We start from the raw sequence: 12,680 nt of genomic DNA, 5'->3' as shown, positions 1-12,680 counted from the left end.
CAGACTTTTCACTACCAACGCTTGAACTACACAACCAGTAGGTGTTTGCCACCTGCTGGTTGCTTTTTTTTACCCACTTTTAGAGCAACCTGATGACCATCTTGCTTTATCTCGCCCGTATTTTGCTTGTCGCCGTACTGGTTGTGGTGGTTTGGGCTTCGCTCAAACAAACCGGCAGTGCCATCGCCGGATCCGACAAAACTGCTCACTTCCTTGCGTATATGGCATTGGCCGGACTGGGGCTGGCCAGCTTTCAGTTATTGCGCAATCAGGGATTGTTTATGCTGTTCTGTCTGGCACTGGGAGGCGCGATGGAACTGATTCAGGGACAGCTTCCCAGTCGAGTCATGGGCTGGGACGACATGCTGGCCAACAGCCTGGGCGTGCTGGCAGCGATTGTCGTGTATTGGCCTTTGAGGAAATGGATTGAGCGGCTGCTGGGGCGGGGAGGAGCTACTGTTATTCGTGGTGAATAACGTCGTTCTTGCGTATCTGCTGCGGCAGGACATTATCTGGCAACGATATGGTGTATTCAGGGAGGAATTCGTATGGTCGAGCATAACTATTATCGCTATCTGGGCAAAGCCAGTGCTGGGGAAGGCAGTACGCCCCGCTACCATTTATTGGCTTATCACTCGCTTGACGTGGCGGCAACGGGGTATACGTTGTTGTCTCAGAAGGATGGATTACTGGACGATTTGGCGGATTTACTGACGCTTCCTCCAGAGTCATTAAAACGTCTGCTTACCTTTCTGTTGGCATTACATGATCTTGGCAAGTTTTCGGCGGCTTTTCAGCAATTGCCTGTGTTTTCGGCTTTCCCTTCCGGGCTTAAATCCCCAGCCAGAGTCTATGATGCCAGTACACACCGCCATGATCGTTTGGGTAGCTACCTGGTGGAACAATTGTTTCGCCACGGCCAGGTTGATATTCCAAGTTGGAATTATCGATCGGTTCATGCTCGTAAAAGTGCCGTGCAGTTCAGTAAATTATTGGATGTCATGCTTGGCCACCATGGCAAGCCGATCAATGCTCGTACCGGTGGGATGCAAGCTTTTTATTGCGAGGAAAATATTGCCGATGCGTCAGCTTTTGTGGCAGATGTGTTCAATTTGCTCGATGTTGATATACCCATTGAACAACTGGTAAATAAAGAGTGGCAAGATCGATTCACTCTGGCCAGCTGGGTTCTGGCCGGTTGGGCAGTTATCTCAGACTGGGTTGGTTCGGATCAGCAATATTTCCATTACTGCACTGATGTGATGCTGGTTGATGAGTATTGGCCAATAGCGCAACAAAATGCTCGTAGAGCGTTGAATGCAACGGATCTGATTGCCGGTATTCGGGCCAGTGATTTTCCAGGGTTTCAAGCCCTGTTTGGTTTTGAGCCAACGCCGTTACAGCGTTGGGCGGAACACGTCGAGTTATCCGAGCAGCCGCAACTGTTTATTCTGGAGGACATTACCGGGTCGGGTAAAACTGAAGCTGCATTGACGCTGGTGCATCGATTGATGGCGGCAAAACACGCCAAGGGTTTTTATTTTGGCTTGCCGACCATGGCGACGGCTAATGCCATGTTTCATCGTCTGGCAGATCATTATTTGAAAATGTTTGACACGAGTTCTGACCGTAAGCCCTCGTTAGTATTGGCACACTCTGCCCGCGCAATGGATGAGCGCTTCCGGGAGGCTGTCGGGGTTCAGGGAGCCGATGACAGTGCTTATGATCATGATGATGAAACCGCCAGCTTGTATTGTAATCACTGGCTGGCAGACTCTCGCAAAAAAGCCCTGTTGGCCCCGGTAGGGGTTGGCACGATCGATCAGGCTTTACTCGGGGTGTTGCCACGGAAGCATCAGAGTTTGCGGGTGCTGGGGCTGCATCACAAAGTATTGGTGTTCGATGAAGTTCACAGCGCTGATGCCTATCAGCTGCAATTGCTGGAAACCCTCTTGAAGCTCCACCTCCATCAAGGGGGGAGTGCTATATTGCTCACCGCTACCTTGAGCTTTGATGCTCGTGAGCGGTTGTGCCGAATCTGGAATGAGGTACCGGTGTCGTCATGGGGTAAGCCTTTAAGGGGCCCTTGGTTGACACAGTCGAGAAGACTGGATGCCTTTCCTTTGGCGACTCGTGTTGCAAAAGGGAGTATTCCGGATGAGGCATCTGTGGGCGGTAGAGCTGCAGTTTCCCGGCGAGTCGACGTTGATTTTTTGCATGATGTTGAGCTTGTGATCCAGCAATTGTTGGCTGCGGCTAAAGCGGGGCGTTGTGTTGTGTGGGTTCGTAACTCCGTTGGGGATGCCCAGCAAGCCTATGACACCATTAACCAGCGATTGGCTGATTCTCCATCAGACTCTGTCTGCTCTTGTGAAACCCTGTTGTTTCACAGTCGCTTTACGCTGCATGATCGTCAACGTATCGAACGGCAGGTATTACATTGGATTGGAAAAGCGAGCCAACCGGTCCACCGCGCTGGCAAAATCATTGTCTGTACCCAGGTATTCCAGGAAAGCCTGGATGCTGATGCGGATTTGTTGATAACCGACTTGTGCCCAATCGATGATCTGATTCAGCGGGCAGGGAGACTGCATCGTCATTTTCGGCAGTATCGGTTGGGCGAACCTCCCAAACTACTGGTTTATTCGCCAGAATGGCAAGAGCAGCCAGGCCTTGATTGGCTGCAACAGGATTTTCGAGCGACACAAGCAGTGTATCAAAGTCCGGCTTCGCTCTGGATGGCAATGAAAGTGCTGCGAGAGGAGGGCGGATACCGTATGCCGGACGATGCCAGACGGTTGATCGAATCGGTTTATGGTGAGTTGGCTCCAGCGTTGCCAGAAGCTTTTGAAACGATTGAATTGGAATATCGAACGGCGCAGCGTCGCAAGGCCAGTGCTGGCCAGATTCGTCGTATATCCATTGAACAGGGTTATAGCTGGGGGGTTGATGGCGACTGGCCAGAGGATCAATCTGATCTCAGCACCCGTTACCAGGAAGTTGATCAGGATTCGCTGGTTTTGGTACGTCGGGTTGATGACCAGTTAATCCCCTGGGTGACTGATGCACAATTCGCGATAGAGCTCAGCACCGTCAAGCTCGCATCGAACAAACGTAAACAGCTGACAGCCTTGCTGGGCCCTTCGGATGGCAAAAGTGGCTCCCCAGACGTGCTGGATTTTCTGCAGCGTTATCGTAATGCCAGATACCAGTACCTCTGGTTGGCGGAAGAAGATGAGGTGATGCGGTATTGTATGGAATCAGGTGTTATTGCTGGCGTAATAAATAAAAGCTAATGTCTTTCAGTTATTTTGATTGGTATAGTGTGTATCAAATGAATACACAAAAAGACAGGTATTGTTATGGCTAGAACAGCGCCAATCAATATGAGAGTTGAGCCAAGTCAACAGGCACTATTGACCAAGGCAGCAGCTTTGGTACACAAGGATAGAACATCTTTTATCTTGGAGGTTGCCTGTCGAGAGGCTGAGAATATACTGCTCGACCGGCGACTCTTTCAGCTGGACGATAGCGCGTTCCAGACATTTGAAGAAGCGCTTGATCGGCCAGTACCTATGAATACAAAGCTGAAAAATCTTTTGTCGGAAGAATTTCCCTGGGATTGAGGGAATCTGTAAAACCCCGCAAAGCGGGGAACAACAGCGAACTACAGCAGTAAACTACAGCCATCGTTGGTATATCTCCAAATTGTTGGAGAACAGTTTGAGTCTAACTGATAGTCGTATTTTTAAAAAGGAAGACGATAGCTGTTGTTTTTTTTTGGAAATTGTTGATATTCTGGATGCCAGGCAAAGATAGGAGTTTGTATTGATGGGAGCGCTGCTACAGCCTATGGCATTGAATCATACTCATGAGTTACTGGGGTTCGATTGCGGCAACGAGACCTTGAATGAATGGTTGATAAAACGTGCGCTCAAAAATCAGGCCGGTGGGGCCAGTCGTACTTTTGTGATCTGCTCTGACCAGAGGGTGGTTGGTTACTATGCGCTGGCAACAGGCAGTGTCGAACGTGCGCTGACGAATAGTAATTTTGCTCGTAATATGCCAGAACCTATTCCGGTGATTGTATTGGGACGGTTGGCGATTGACACGCGTTGGCAGGGGAAGCGATTGGGCGCTGCTTTATTAAAAGACGCACTGACAAGAGTTTTACAGGTGTCCGATCAGGTAGGTATTCGGGGAGTATTGGTACAAGCAATCTCAGATGCTGCAAAAGTTTTTTATCAGCAGTATGGATTCCAGCCGTCGCCTGCGGATGACATGTCGTTACTGATTTCTGTTAAAACCATACGGGAACATATTGTCTCGTGACTACCCCGATAGATTTTTTACTCTGAGCAAGCATAAAACGAAGGTTTCGATAGATAACACAGGAGGTGTGATGAATCTGCTCAATGACCCGTGGCTACCGGTTATTCTGATCAACGGCCAGCAAACAAATATCCGCATGGCAGAGATTGTCAGGCCGGATATCCAAAATCTTGCATTTCCTCGCACCGATTTTCAAGGTGCTGCCTACCAGCTGATAATCGGCGTATTACAAACCGCGTTTGCGCCGGAAAATGAAGATGAGTGGCTTGAGCGTTTGCAAACCCCACCGTCAGAAGACGATCTGCAGCAGGCGTTCGAACAAATAGCCCATGCCTTTAACTTGGCTGGCGATGGCCCTTTGTTTATGCAGGATTTTGACTCATTAGAGAGCGCCAAATCATCATCTGTTGCGTCGCTGTTGATCGAAGCTCCGGGCGAAAACGGCATCAAGCTTAACACCGACTTTTTTGTTAAACGGCAGATTGCGCAGCAGATGTCGTTACCGATGGCGGCCTTGGCCTTGTTTACGCTACAAATCAACGCGCCTTCTGGAGGTCAGGGGCATCGTACCGGTTTGCGTGGTGGTGGACCGCTATCGACACTGGTGTTGTCGAATCAGACTGATGCCACGTTGTGGTCATCGCTGTGGCTGAATGTTATGTGTTTGAGTTGGCTCCAACAAGCGATCAAAAATGAATGGCCGGAACCGGATTTTACCGATGGTTCAGTATTTCCCTGGTTGGCCGCCACCCGTACCAGCGAGAAGAAGGGTAGTGCCGTACTACCAATAGATGTACATCCGCTGCAGCGCTATTGGGCTATGCCTCGTCGTATTCGCTTGAGCCCCGAAGAAAGGGAGGGGCAGTGCGATCTTTCTGGAATGGTATCGAAACCGCTGGTCAGCCAATACCGGTCACAAAATTACGGTGCTAACTATGAAGGTGACTGGTATGTCCACCCATTCACACCGTATCGCGGTGATCCTAAAAAACCTGAAAATGAACGTTTGTCGATCAAGGGTCAACCGGGTGGCATCAGCTATAAGCACTGGGATGTCTTGCGGCTGGCCGCAGATAGCAGTTCTGGTGCTAACCAGACCCCTGCATTAGTGGTCGAGCATATGCATGAAATGGCCTACCAGCTGGCTGATGAGTTGCAAGACCAACTGCGATTATGGGCGTTTGCCTACGATATGGACAATATGAAACCCCGTGGTTTCTATAGCATTGAAATGCCGTTTGTTGCTTTGCCACCGGCGTTGGAAAAAGCCTTTTTTAGCGAGGTTAAACGGCTGCAAGGCTTGGCGACGGACATACTCAAACAAGTACGCTCCCAGATCAAAAAGGCCTGGTTTGAACGCTCTGAAGATGCCAAAGGCGACTTCGGCTTTATTGATCTCACCTTTTGGCAGCGAACGGAAGTGCACTTTTTTACTGCCATCAGTGAGCTTGGCAAAATCGCCAAGGCGCACCCGGATTATCTGCAATTGTCGCCAGAGAGTGCCCGGCGTTGGTTATGGTCCATGCAGCGCAGCGCGCTGGATATCTTTGACGAAACGGTACTCTCCAGTGAGCCAGAACCACGCAAAATGAAAGACAAGATACAGGCCAGAAACGAACTGAAAGCCTGGCTGAATTACAGTAAAAAACCGATTCAACAGTTCAAAACGGATTATCAGGTTGACGTAACCAAACCACAGGAGGTGAACCAGTGACAATCGCACCCTATTGCCAGTATTTAACGGAAGAGCAAGCCAAGCAGCTTCGACGCTGGCACCAATCGATGAATGCGGCTCCGAGTGAACTACAAGAGCAGAATATTATGCCAGCACCTTCTGGCCAGCGAGCCAGGTTATGCCGATCTGAAAATCTGCCTGCGCTCCTGATGACCGATGGGTTTCGTCGGCTCTGGTTCGCGATCAACCCTCCAGAACAAAATGATAATGGCGACGCTTCCTGCTTGCCAGACGATGGCAAGTCAGCGGTCAAGTCGGTACTGAGTGAGCGGGTACAACACACTCCATCTCCAACCAAACGCAACTACCTGAATAACCACTTCGCCATGCTGGCCTGGGCCTGTGTGGCGGGTGTATTGGCGGATGTACGGACCGATGTTACCCCAAGGGCAAAAACCAAAGCCCCTGCCAAGGGAAAATCCAGAAGCGAAGAAAACATCGATTATCGCTCGCTGGCCGCTATGGCCGGATCACCTGCAAAAAACAGTGATCGCTCCCAGTTGAGTGAGCTGAGATTTCAGCGGCTTCAGACCGCAGAGAGTGAAGAAGAGTTGTTACTGCTGTTGCGCCGTCTGGTAAAACAACTGGATCGCAAGGCACCACTGGCCCGACTGGCCGACGACATCCTCTGCTGGTTTGCGGAATATCACGACCGTGTGCCCCGGGACGTCGAAAAACGCATTGCTCTGAAATGGGCGACTGAATATTACCGCGCTGCCAGCAGCCACTCTAAATAAACTCACCGTAAAAGGAATTCATCATGAGCCAGTTTTTACAGCTTCATATCCTCACATCTTATCCGCCATCCAATCTCAATCGTGATGATATGGGCCGACCCAAAACTGCCCGTATGGGCGGCAGTGAGCGCCTGCGCATCAGCTCCCAGAGTCTGAAACGACACTGGCGCACATCCGACTTGTTTGAGGATGCTTTGTCCGGCCATATCGGCACGCGTACCAAAAACATCGGCCCCAACGTTTATGCTGAACTGGTGGCTAATGGCGTGGCTGAGAAAAAAGCCAAAGAATGGGCAGCAGACATTGCCAATGTGTTTGGCAAGGCAAAAAAAGAACAGCTGGAGATTGAACAACTGGTGCATGTCAGCCAGGCGGAGTGGGAGGGCGCCATGGCGTTGGCCAAACAGTTAGCTGAAGAACAAAGGGCCCCGGTAAAAGAAGAATTGGAACTGTTGCGTAAGGACCGAATGGATGCCGATATCGCCTTGTTCGGTCGTATGCTGGCATCCAAACCTGCTGAAAATGTCGACGCTGCCTGTCAGGTTGCTCATGCTATCAGCGTCCATTCTGTCACCATTGAAGACGACTATTTCACCGCAGTGGATGATCTGAACGACGGACAAGATGATCTTGGTGCCGCGCATATTGGCGAGCGGGGTTTTGCTGCTGCCTTGTTCTACAGCTACCTTTGTATCAACGTTGACCAGCTGGTGGAGAACCTTAACGGCAATAAAGATCTTGCTGACAAAACACTCAAGGCACTGACAGAAGCCGCTGTCAAAGTCTCGCCAACTGGCTATCAAAACAGCTTCGGCAGCCGCGCTTATGCCAGTTACGTATTGGCAGAGCAAGGCGAGCAGCAGCCTCGCTCCTTGTCTGTTGCCTTCCTCAAGCCCGTAGACGGGCGAGAGCAGGGTATGGCGCTGGACACCATCGACGCGCTAAACAAACAAGTCGAGATTTTCGACCAGGTCTATGAACCTTGTGCAGATACTCGCTACGCACTCGATGCCGTCACCGGCCAGGGAAGCTTCAAGGAATTGTTAGCATTTGTTGGTTTGAATGATGAGATCGGCAGCGGGGAATAGCCAATATGGAATATCTGGTTTTTCGACTCTATGGACCAATGGCCAGTTGGGGACAAGCCGCCGTTGGCGGTGACCGGCCAACCGCAATGGCCCCTGGAAGAGCCGCTATCATTGGTTTGCTGGGTGCCGCTTTGGGGGTGAAACGTGATGATGAAGCCGGTCAACAGCGGCTGTTCGACACGATTGTCGTGGCAGTAAAACAGCTGGGTGCGGGCACTTTGCTGCGTGATTATCACACCGTACAAGCACCTTCGACGGATAAAAAATTCACTCATTACAGCCGTAAAAGTGAACTGGCTGGCCCCAAGGAAAAACTGAATACCGTATTGTCGAGTCGTCATTATCGTCAGGATGGTGTTTGGGTGGTGGCCATTTCTCTTTCCCAACACTCAGCAGAACTGACTTTGGAATACTTGCAAGCAAAGCTGCAACGCCCGGTTTTTCCACTGTATCTGGGACGTAAATCTTGCCCGCTGGCATTGCCTTTGACCCCCATGCTGGTATCGACCGATCAACTGAAACACGCTTTGGACACTGAATTCCCTGCCATCGTGGGAAGGGATGGTGTGGGCAGCGATGTACATACCAGTGTTGCGACGGACCGCTATTGGTTGGGTATGGGTAAACAGGCGACTTACTACTGGCAAGGTGAGCTGGTGGATCTCGATGGAGAACGTCACGATGACACCTTGACGTATCATCCCTGGGATAACCCCATCAGTCGTAGCCGCTGGCAGTTTGGCCAACGCCGTCAACACCAGCTTACCCTGATGGAGGATCGCTGATGTATTTTTCCCGAGTCACAATCAGCAACGCCTTGACTGCATCCCAAGAGCTTGTGGAGCTGCAAAAAAATGGCGCATACGCCAGTCATGCATTGCTATGGCAGCTGTTTCCCGGCTATGAAGACAGCTGGAGCAACCTTAAAGGTAAAGCAAAAGAACAGACCCAACGCCCGTTTCTGTTTCGCGAAGAAATCGATAGCAATGGTCTGCCGCTTTTTTATGTACTGTCTGAACAACAGCCAGTAGTGACACATTCTGCCCTTACCTGTCAGACCAAACCGTATCAGCCACAATTGAGCATGGGTGATCGGCTGGCCTTCAAGCTGCGGGTGAACCCTGTGGTCAGTATTCGTGACGCGCAAGGTAAATCACGGCGTCACGATGTCCTTATGAATGCCAAGAAAAACGCCGACGTCTCTGGCCTGAACTCCCACGCAGCACAGCAAAAAAAAGCACTGGCAGCCCATCAAGCTGCCCTTGGCTGGATTTCCGACAACAAACGTCTGGCGGAGTGGGGCATACAGTTGGAAAGTGAACCCGAGCTTGATCACGACAGTTATTATCAACACCAACATTATCAGCCAAAAGGAAAACACACGATTCGCTACTCCACGGTGGATTATCAAGGGTTGTTGACGGTTGTTGATCCCGAGCGTTTTTTGCAGACCCTGGCCAAAGGCGTTGGCAAGGCCAAAGGCTTTGGCTGTGGATTGTGGTTAATTCGTCGGTGTTAGTCATGAACATCCAGATAAGCCTGGCCTGTATCGGCCAGGCTCTGTTGAGCGGATACTGGCCGCAAGAGGTTTACCCCATGACCCAAACTTGCTCAGAATCTGATTTGGCGGACTGTTCGACGACATCGGCTTAACTTATTACCCACTTGCAAGGATGCACTTATGAGTTTTATTCCCCTTAAGCCCATCCCCATCAAAGACCGCAACTCCATGATCTTTATTGGTATGGGGCGCATTGACGTCCGTGATGGCGCTTTTGTTGTTATCGATGAAGTGCACGGCGAACGCATGCACATTCCGGTGGGGTCTATCGCCTGTTTGATGCTGGAACCTGGCACCCGTATTAGCCACGCGGCGGTTAAGCTGGCCGCTACCACAGGCACTTTGCTGATCTGGGTTGGTGAAGCGGGTGTCCGGCTCTATTCTGCAGGACAACCTGGTGGAGCACGATCTGACAAATTGCTGTACCAGGCACAACTGGCACTCGATGCCGATCTGCGGTTGAAAGTTGTTCGTAAAATGTTCGAAATCCGCTTTGGTGAAGAAGCGCCACAGCGGCGTAGTATCGACCAGTTACGTGGCATTGAGGGCAGTCGGGTTCGTAAAATCTATCAGCAACTCGCCAAACAATATAGCGTGGACTGGCACGGCCGGGACTACGACGTAAAAGACTGGGACAAAGGAGATGCCATTAATCAATGTCTGAGTTCAGCCACTGCTTGTCTGTATGGCGTCACCGAAGCGGCCGTATTGGCTGCGGGATATGCACCGGCCATCGGATTTTTACACTCAGGTAAACCGTTGTCGTTTGTGTACGACATTGCCGATCTGGTCAAATTTGAAACTGTCGTACCCATAGCTTTCAAAATAGCCGCTAAAAAGCCACGTCAGCCAGACCGGGAAGTGCGTATTGCCTGTCGTGAAATATTTCGCTCCAGCCGTTTACTAAGTCGACTGATTCCATTGATCGAAGACGTACTGGCTGCAGGAGAAATAGAACCGCCCAAACCACCAGAAGACGCCCAGCCACCCGCGATACCGGAACCACCCGGAGTGGGGGATGAAGGGCACAGGAGTAAATAGCCATGAGCATGGTAATGGTTGTTACAGAAGCCGTACCGCCACGACTGCGCGGACGACTGGCTGTATGGCTGTTGGAAATCCGGGCAGGCGTTTACGTTGGTGATGTATCACGGCGAATACGTGAAATGATCTGGCAACAAGTCGATGTACTCGCCGAAGACGGCAACGTCGTGATGGCCTGGGCAACCAATACAGAGTCAGGCTTTGACTTTATTACTTACGGCCATAATCGTCGTATGCCCATTGATTTTGATGGGCTTCGACTGGTGCGCTTTCTACCCGATGAACCCGATTCAAAAGATGCATGAATGAAGTTCCGAAACGTTCTTTAATAACATAAATTTTTTGGTGGATTTTGAAGGTATAAATTTCCTTTTTAAAATCAACCATGTACATTTAGAGCGTTCCCCGCGTAGCCGGGGATCAACCGACCAATACACCCGGCCCCTAATAATAACGTTTGCGTTCCCCGCGTAGCCGGGGATCAACCGCCTTTGACAGAATACGAGCAGGCCGAATCCGAGCGTTCCCCGCGTAGCCGGGGATCAACCGTAACCTGTAGTCGTAGAGTGATAGAGGTTAGCGCGTTCCCCGCGTAGCCGGGGATCAACCGGAACCATTCCCGGTGCGCTGTCACTCGCGGTTGCGTTCCCCGCGTAGCCGGGGATCAACCGCCTGTGAATTTAACCACTCGTTTTGAATTTGTGCGTTCCCCGCGTAGCCGGGGATCAACCGCAATGGCCGAACTGGCCGAGCAGTCGATATGTGCGTTCCCCGCGTAGCCGGGGATCAACCGTGCCATTCAGAGTGATTTCAGTGCTCATGATTGCGTTCCCCGCGTAGCCGGGGATCAACCGCTGACCTTGTCTTCAAACAGTGGGTTTTTCTCGCGTTCCCCGCGTAGCCGGGGATCAACCGCTGTCAGAGTACACTACCAGCATTGAGGGTGAGCGTTCCCCGCGTAGCCGGGGATCAACCGCTCTGGTACTGACTCTGCATTTGTCGGGGATTGCGTTCCCCGCGTAGCCGGGGATCAACCGGAAAAATCGATTTCTGGCCAGGTACTGGGCGCGCGTTCCCCGCGTAGCCGGGGATCAACCGGAGCTGCAGGAAGAAATCAACCGGGCCGACTCGCGTTCCCCGCGTAGCCGGGGATCAACCGGCAGTACCTTTCCTTGCTCAGGATAACAAAGAGCGTTCCCCGCGTAGCCGGGGATCAACCGTTCTTCCTTTTTCATCACTCACTCCCCGCACGGCGTTCCCCGCGTAGCCGGGGATCAACCGCGGCCCACCATGGCGCCTTCAAACAGGCAGATGCGTTCCCCGCGTAGCCGGGGATCAACCTTTATCGAGTGGTGCACGCCACGCTCAGAGGATGCGTTCCCCGCGTAGCCGGGGATCAACCGCGTCTGACTCCGCTTGTTAGGATTGTATTTTTGCGTTCCCCGCGTAGCCGGGGATCAACCGGTTGCGCAGTGACGCGCTTTTGCCGGTTCCGGGCGTTCCCCGCGTAGCCGGGGATCAACCGCCGAGCGCGTGGCAAACCACCAGCGCAACCTTGCGTTCCCCGCGTAGCCGGGGATCAACCGGCAATGCCACCGACTTGCGCCGGGCGGCGGACGCGTTCCCCGCGTAGCCGGGGATCAACCGCCATTCCTCGCATTTTGGCAGCCAGCGAGCTAGCGTTCCCCGCGTAGCCGGGGATCAACCGGGCGTCAACCTGTTGAGACGCCCAATCGTCCAGCGTTCCCCGCGTAGCCGGGGATCAACCGTTCATCTGTTCGGTTTGAAATATCAATATATTGCGTTCCCCGCGTAGCCGGGGATCAACCGGGGTCGAGTAACCCATTGATTGACACGGGCGAGCGTTCCCCGCGTAGCCGGGGATCAACCGCATATTGATTCTGGTTTGTGGTCGATTCCGGCGCGTTCCCCGCGTAGCCGGGGATCAACCGCATTGGTTTTAACCATGTGACATTTTCGGAAGGCGTTCCCCGCGTAGCCGGGGATCAACCGTGATCGACGGCCGTGCGGGCGCGTCTGGCCAGGCGTTCCCCGCGTAGCCGGGGATCAACCGCTCTGTTGTGGTTGGTACCCTTCCAACCGGTAGCGTTCCCCGCGTAGCCGGGGATCAACCGCTCTGTTGTGGTTGGTACCCTTCCAACCGGTAGCGTTCCCCGCGTAGC

The 12,680-nt window shown here is 52.2% G+C and carries 11 protein-coding genes and 1 CRISPR repeat array; all 11 genes read left to right on the top strand.

Annotation, left to right across the window (positions count from 1 at the left end):
* Positions 1-92 precede the first annotated feature (92 nt).
* The 11 genes from Q8W24_RS10585 to cas2e all read left to right on the top strand — a co-directional run bounded on the left by Q8W24_RS10585 (position 93) and on the right by cas2e (position 10,802).
* Entirely contained in the window at positions 93-476 is a 384-nt protein-coding gene (locus Q8W24_RS10585; protein WP_305475249.1) for a VanZ family protein, read from the top strand.
* A 72-nt stretch (positions 477-548) separates the two neighbouring features.
* The gene (cas3, locus tag Q8W24_RS10580) at positions 549-3,296 is read left to right on the top strand and encodes a CRISPR-associated helicase Cas3' (protein WP_305475248.1); all 2,748 of its coding nucleotides are present in this window, start codon (positions 549-551) and stop codon (positions 3,294-3,296) included.
* A 66-nt stretch (positions 3,297-3,362) separates the two neighbouring features.
* Complete coding sequence (locus tag Q8W24_RS10575; protein WP_305413370.1) at positions 3,363-3,626, top strand: DUF1778 domain-containing protein; 264 nt, start codon at positions 3,363-3,365, stop codon at positions 3,624-3,626.
* Positions 3,627-3,831: 205 nt separating this feature from the next.
* Entirely contained in the window at positions 3,832-4,332 is a 501-nt protein-coding gene (locus Q8W24_RS10570; protein WP_305413431.1) for a GNAT family N-acetyltransferase, read from the top strand.
* A gap of 70 nt (positions 4,333-4,402) precedes the next feature.
* A complete protein-coding gene (gene casA / locus Q8W24_RS10565; RefSeq protein ID WP_305475247.1) occupies positions 4,403-6,046 on the top strand; it encodes a type I-E CRISPR-associated protein Cse1/CasA in 1,644 nt (547 codons plus the stop codon).
* A complete protein-coding gene (gene casB, locus Q8W24_RS10560; protein ID WP_305475245.1) occupies positions 6,043-6,804 on the top strand; it encodes a type I-E CRISPR-associated protein Cse2/CasB in 762 nt (253 codons plus the stop codon). Before casA ends, casB begins: the two co-directional genes overlap by 4 nt.
* Before the next feature lie 23 nt (positions 6,805-6,827).
* Positions 6,828-7,892, top strand: coding sequence for a type I-E CRISPR-associated protein Cas7/Cse4/CasC (gene cas7e / locus Q8W24_RS10555; RefSeq protein ID WP_303431497.1), 1,065 nt, complete (start codon positions 6,828-6,830; stop codon positions 7,890-7,892).
* A gap of 5 nt (positions 7,893-7,897) precedes the next feature.
* Positions 7,898-8,677: a type I-E CRISPR-associated protein Cas5/CasD gene (gene cas5e / locus Q8W24_RS10550; RefSeq protein ID WP_305413366.1), complete on the top strand. Its 780-nt coding sequence runs from the start codon at positions 7,898-7,900 to the stop codon at positions 8,675-8,677.
* Complete coding sequence (gene cas6e / locus Q8W24_RS10545; protein ID WP_305475243.1) at positions 8,677-9,411, top strand: type I-E CRISPR-associated protein Cas6/Cse3/CasE; 735 nt, start codon at positions 8,677-8,679, stop codon at positions 9,409-9,411. Before cas5e ends, cas6e begins: the two co-directional genes overlap by 1 nt.
* Before the next feature lie 162 nt (positions 9,412-9,573).
* Positions 9,574-10,494 carry a type I-E CRISPR-associated endonuclease Cas1e gene (gene cas1e, locus Q8W24_RS10540; RefSeq protein WP_305475242.1) on the top strand — a complete coding sequence of 307 codons (921 nt, stop codon included), beginning with the start codon at positions 9,574-9,576 and terminating at the stop codon, positions 10,492-10,494.
* A 2-nt stretch (positions 10,495-10,496) separates the two neighbouring features.
* Positions 10,497-10,802 (top strand): type I-E CRISPR-associated endoribonuclease Cas2e, encoded by a 306-nt coding sequence (gene cas2e / locus Q8W24_RS10535; RefSeq protein WP_303431502.1) that lies wholly within the window; start codon positions 10,497-10,499, stop codon positions 10,800-10,802.
* Between the two features lie 93 nt (positions 10,803-10,895).
* Positions 10,896-12,632: direct repeats of the CRISPR family, unit length 29 nt; unit sequence GCGTTCCCCGCGTAGCCGGGGATCAACCG.
* Between the last annotated feature and the right edge of the window lie 48 nt (positions 12,633-12,680).

Origin of the sequence: Oceanobacter sp. 4_MG-2023, assembly GCF_030689165.1 — a bacterium.
Lineage (GTDB): Bacteria > Pseudomonadota > Gammaproteobacteria > Pseudomonadales > Oceanobacteraceae > Oceanobacter.
Note: the sequence above shows the minus strand (reverse complement) of the source record. Positions and strands in the feature narration are given on the sequence as shown.

What these genes read in the sequence shown, in the direction of transcription:
- Q8W24_RS10585 (WP_305475249.1), top strand. Translation starts at nt 93, where the DNA reads ATGACCATCTTGCTTTATCTCGCCCGTATTTTGCTTGTCGCCGTACTG.
- cas3 (WP_305475248.1), top strand. Translation starts at nt 549, where the DNA reads ATGGTCGAGCATAACTATTATCGCTATCTGGGCAAAGCCAGTGCTGGG.
- Q8W24_RS10575 (WP_305413370.1), top strand. Translation starts at nt 3,363, where the DNA reads ATGGCTAGAACAGCGCCAATCAATATGAGAGTTGAGCCAAGTCAACAG.
- Q8W24_RS10570 (WP_305413431.1), top strand. Translation starts at nt 3,832, where the DNA reads ATGGGAGCGCTGCTACAGCCTATGGCATTGAATCATACTCATGAGTTA.
- casA (WP_305475247.1), top strand. Translation starts at nt 4,403, where the DNA reads ATGAATCTGCTCAATGACCCGTGGCTACCGGTTATTCTGATCAACGGC.
- cas7e (WP_303431497.1), top strand. Translation starts at nt 6,828, where the DNA reads ATGAGCCAGTTTTTACAGCTTCATATCCTCACATCTTATCCGCCATCC.
- cas5e (WP_305413366.1), top strand. Translation starts at nt 7,898, where the DNA reads ATGGAATATCTGGTTTTTCGACTCTATGGACCAATGGCCAGTTGGGGA.
- cas6e (WP_305475243.1), top strand. Translation starts at nt 8,677, where the DNA reads ATGTATTTTTCCCGAGTCACAATCAGCAACGCCTTGACTGCATCCCAA.
- cas1e (WP_305475242.1), top strand. Translation starts at nt 9,574, where the DNA reads ATGAGTTTTATTCCCCTTAAGCCCATCCCCATCAAAGACCGCAACTCC.
- cas2e (WP_303431502.1), top strand. Translation starts at nt 10,497, where the DNA reads ATGAGCATGGTAATGGTTGTTACAGAAGCCGTACCGCCACGACTGCGC.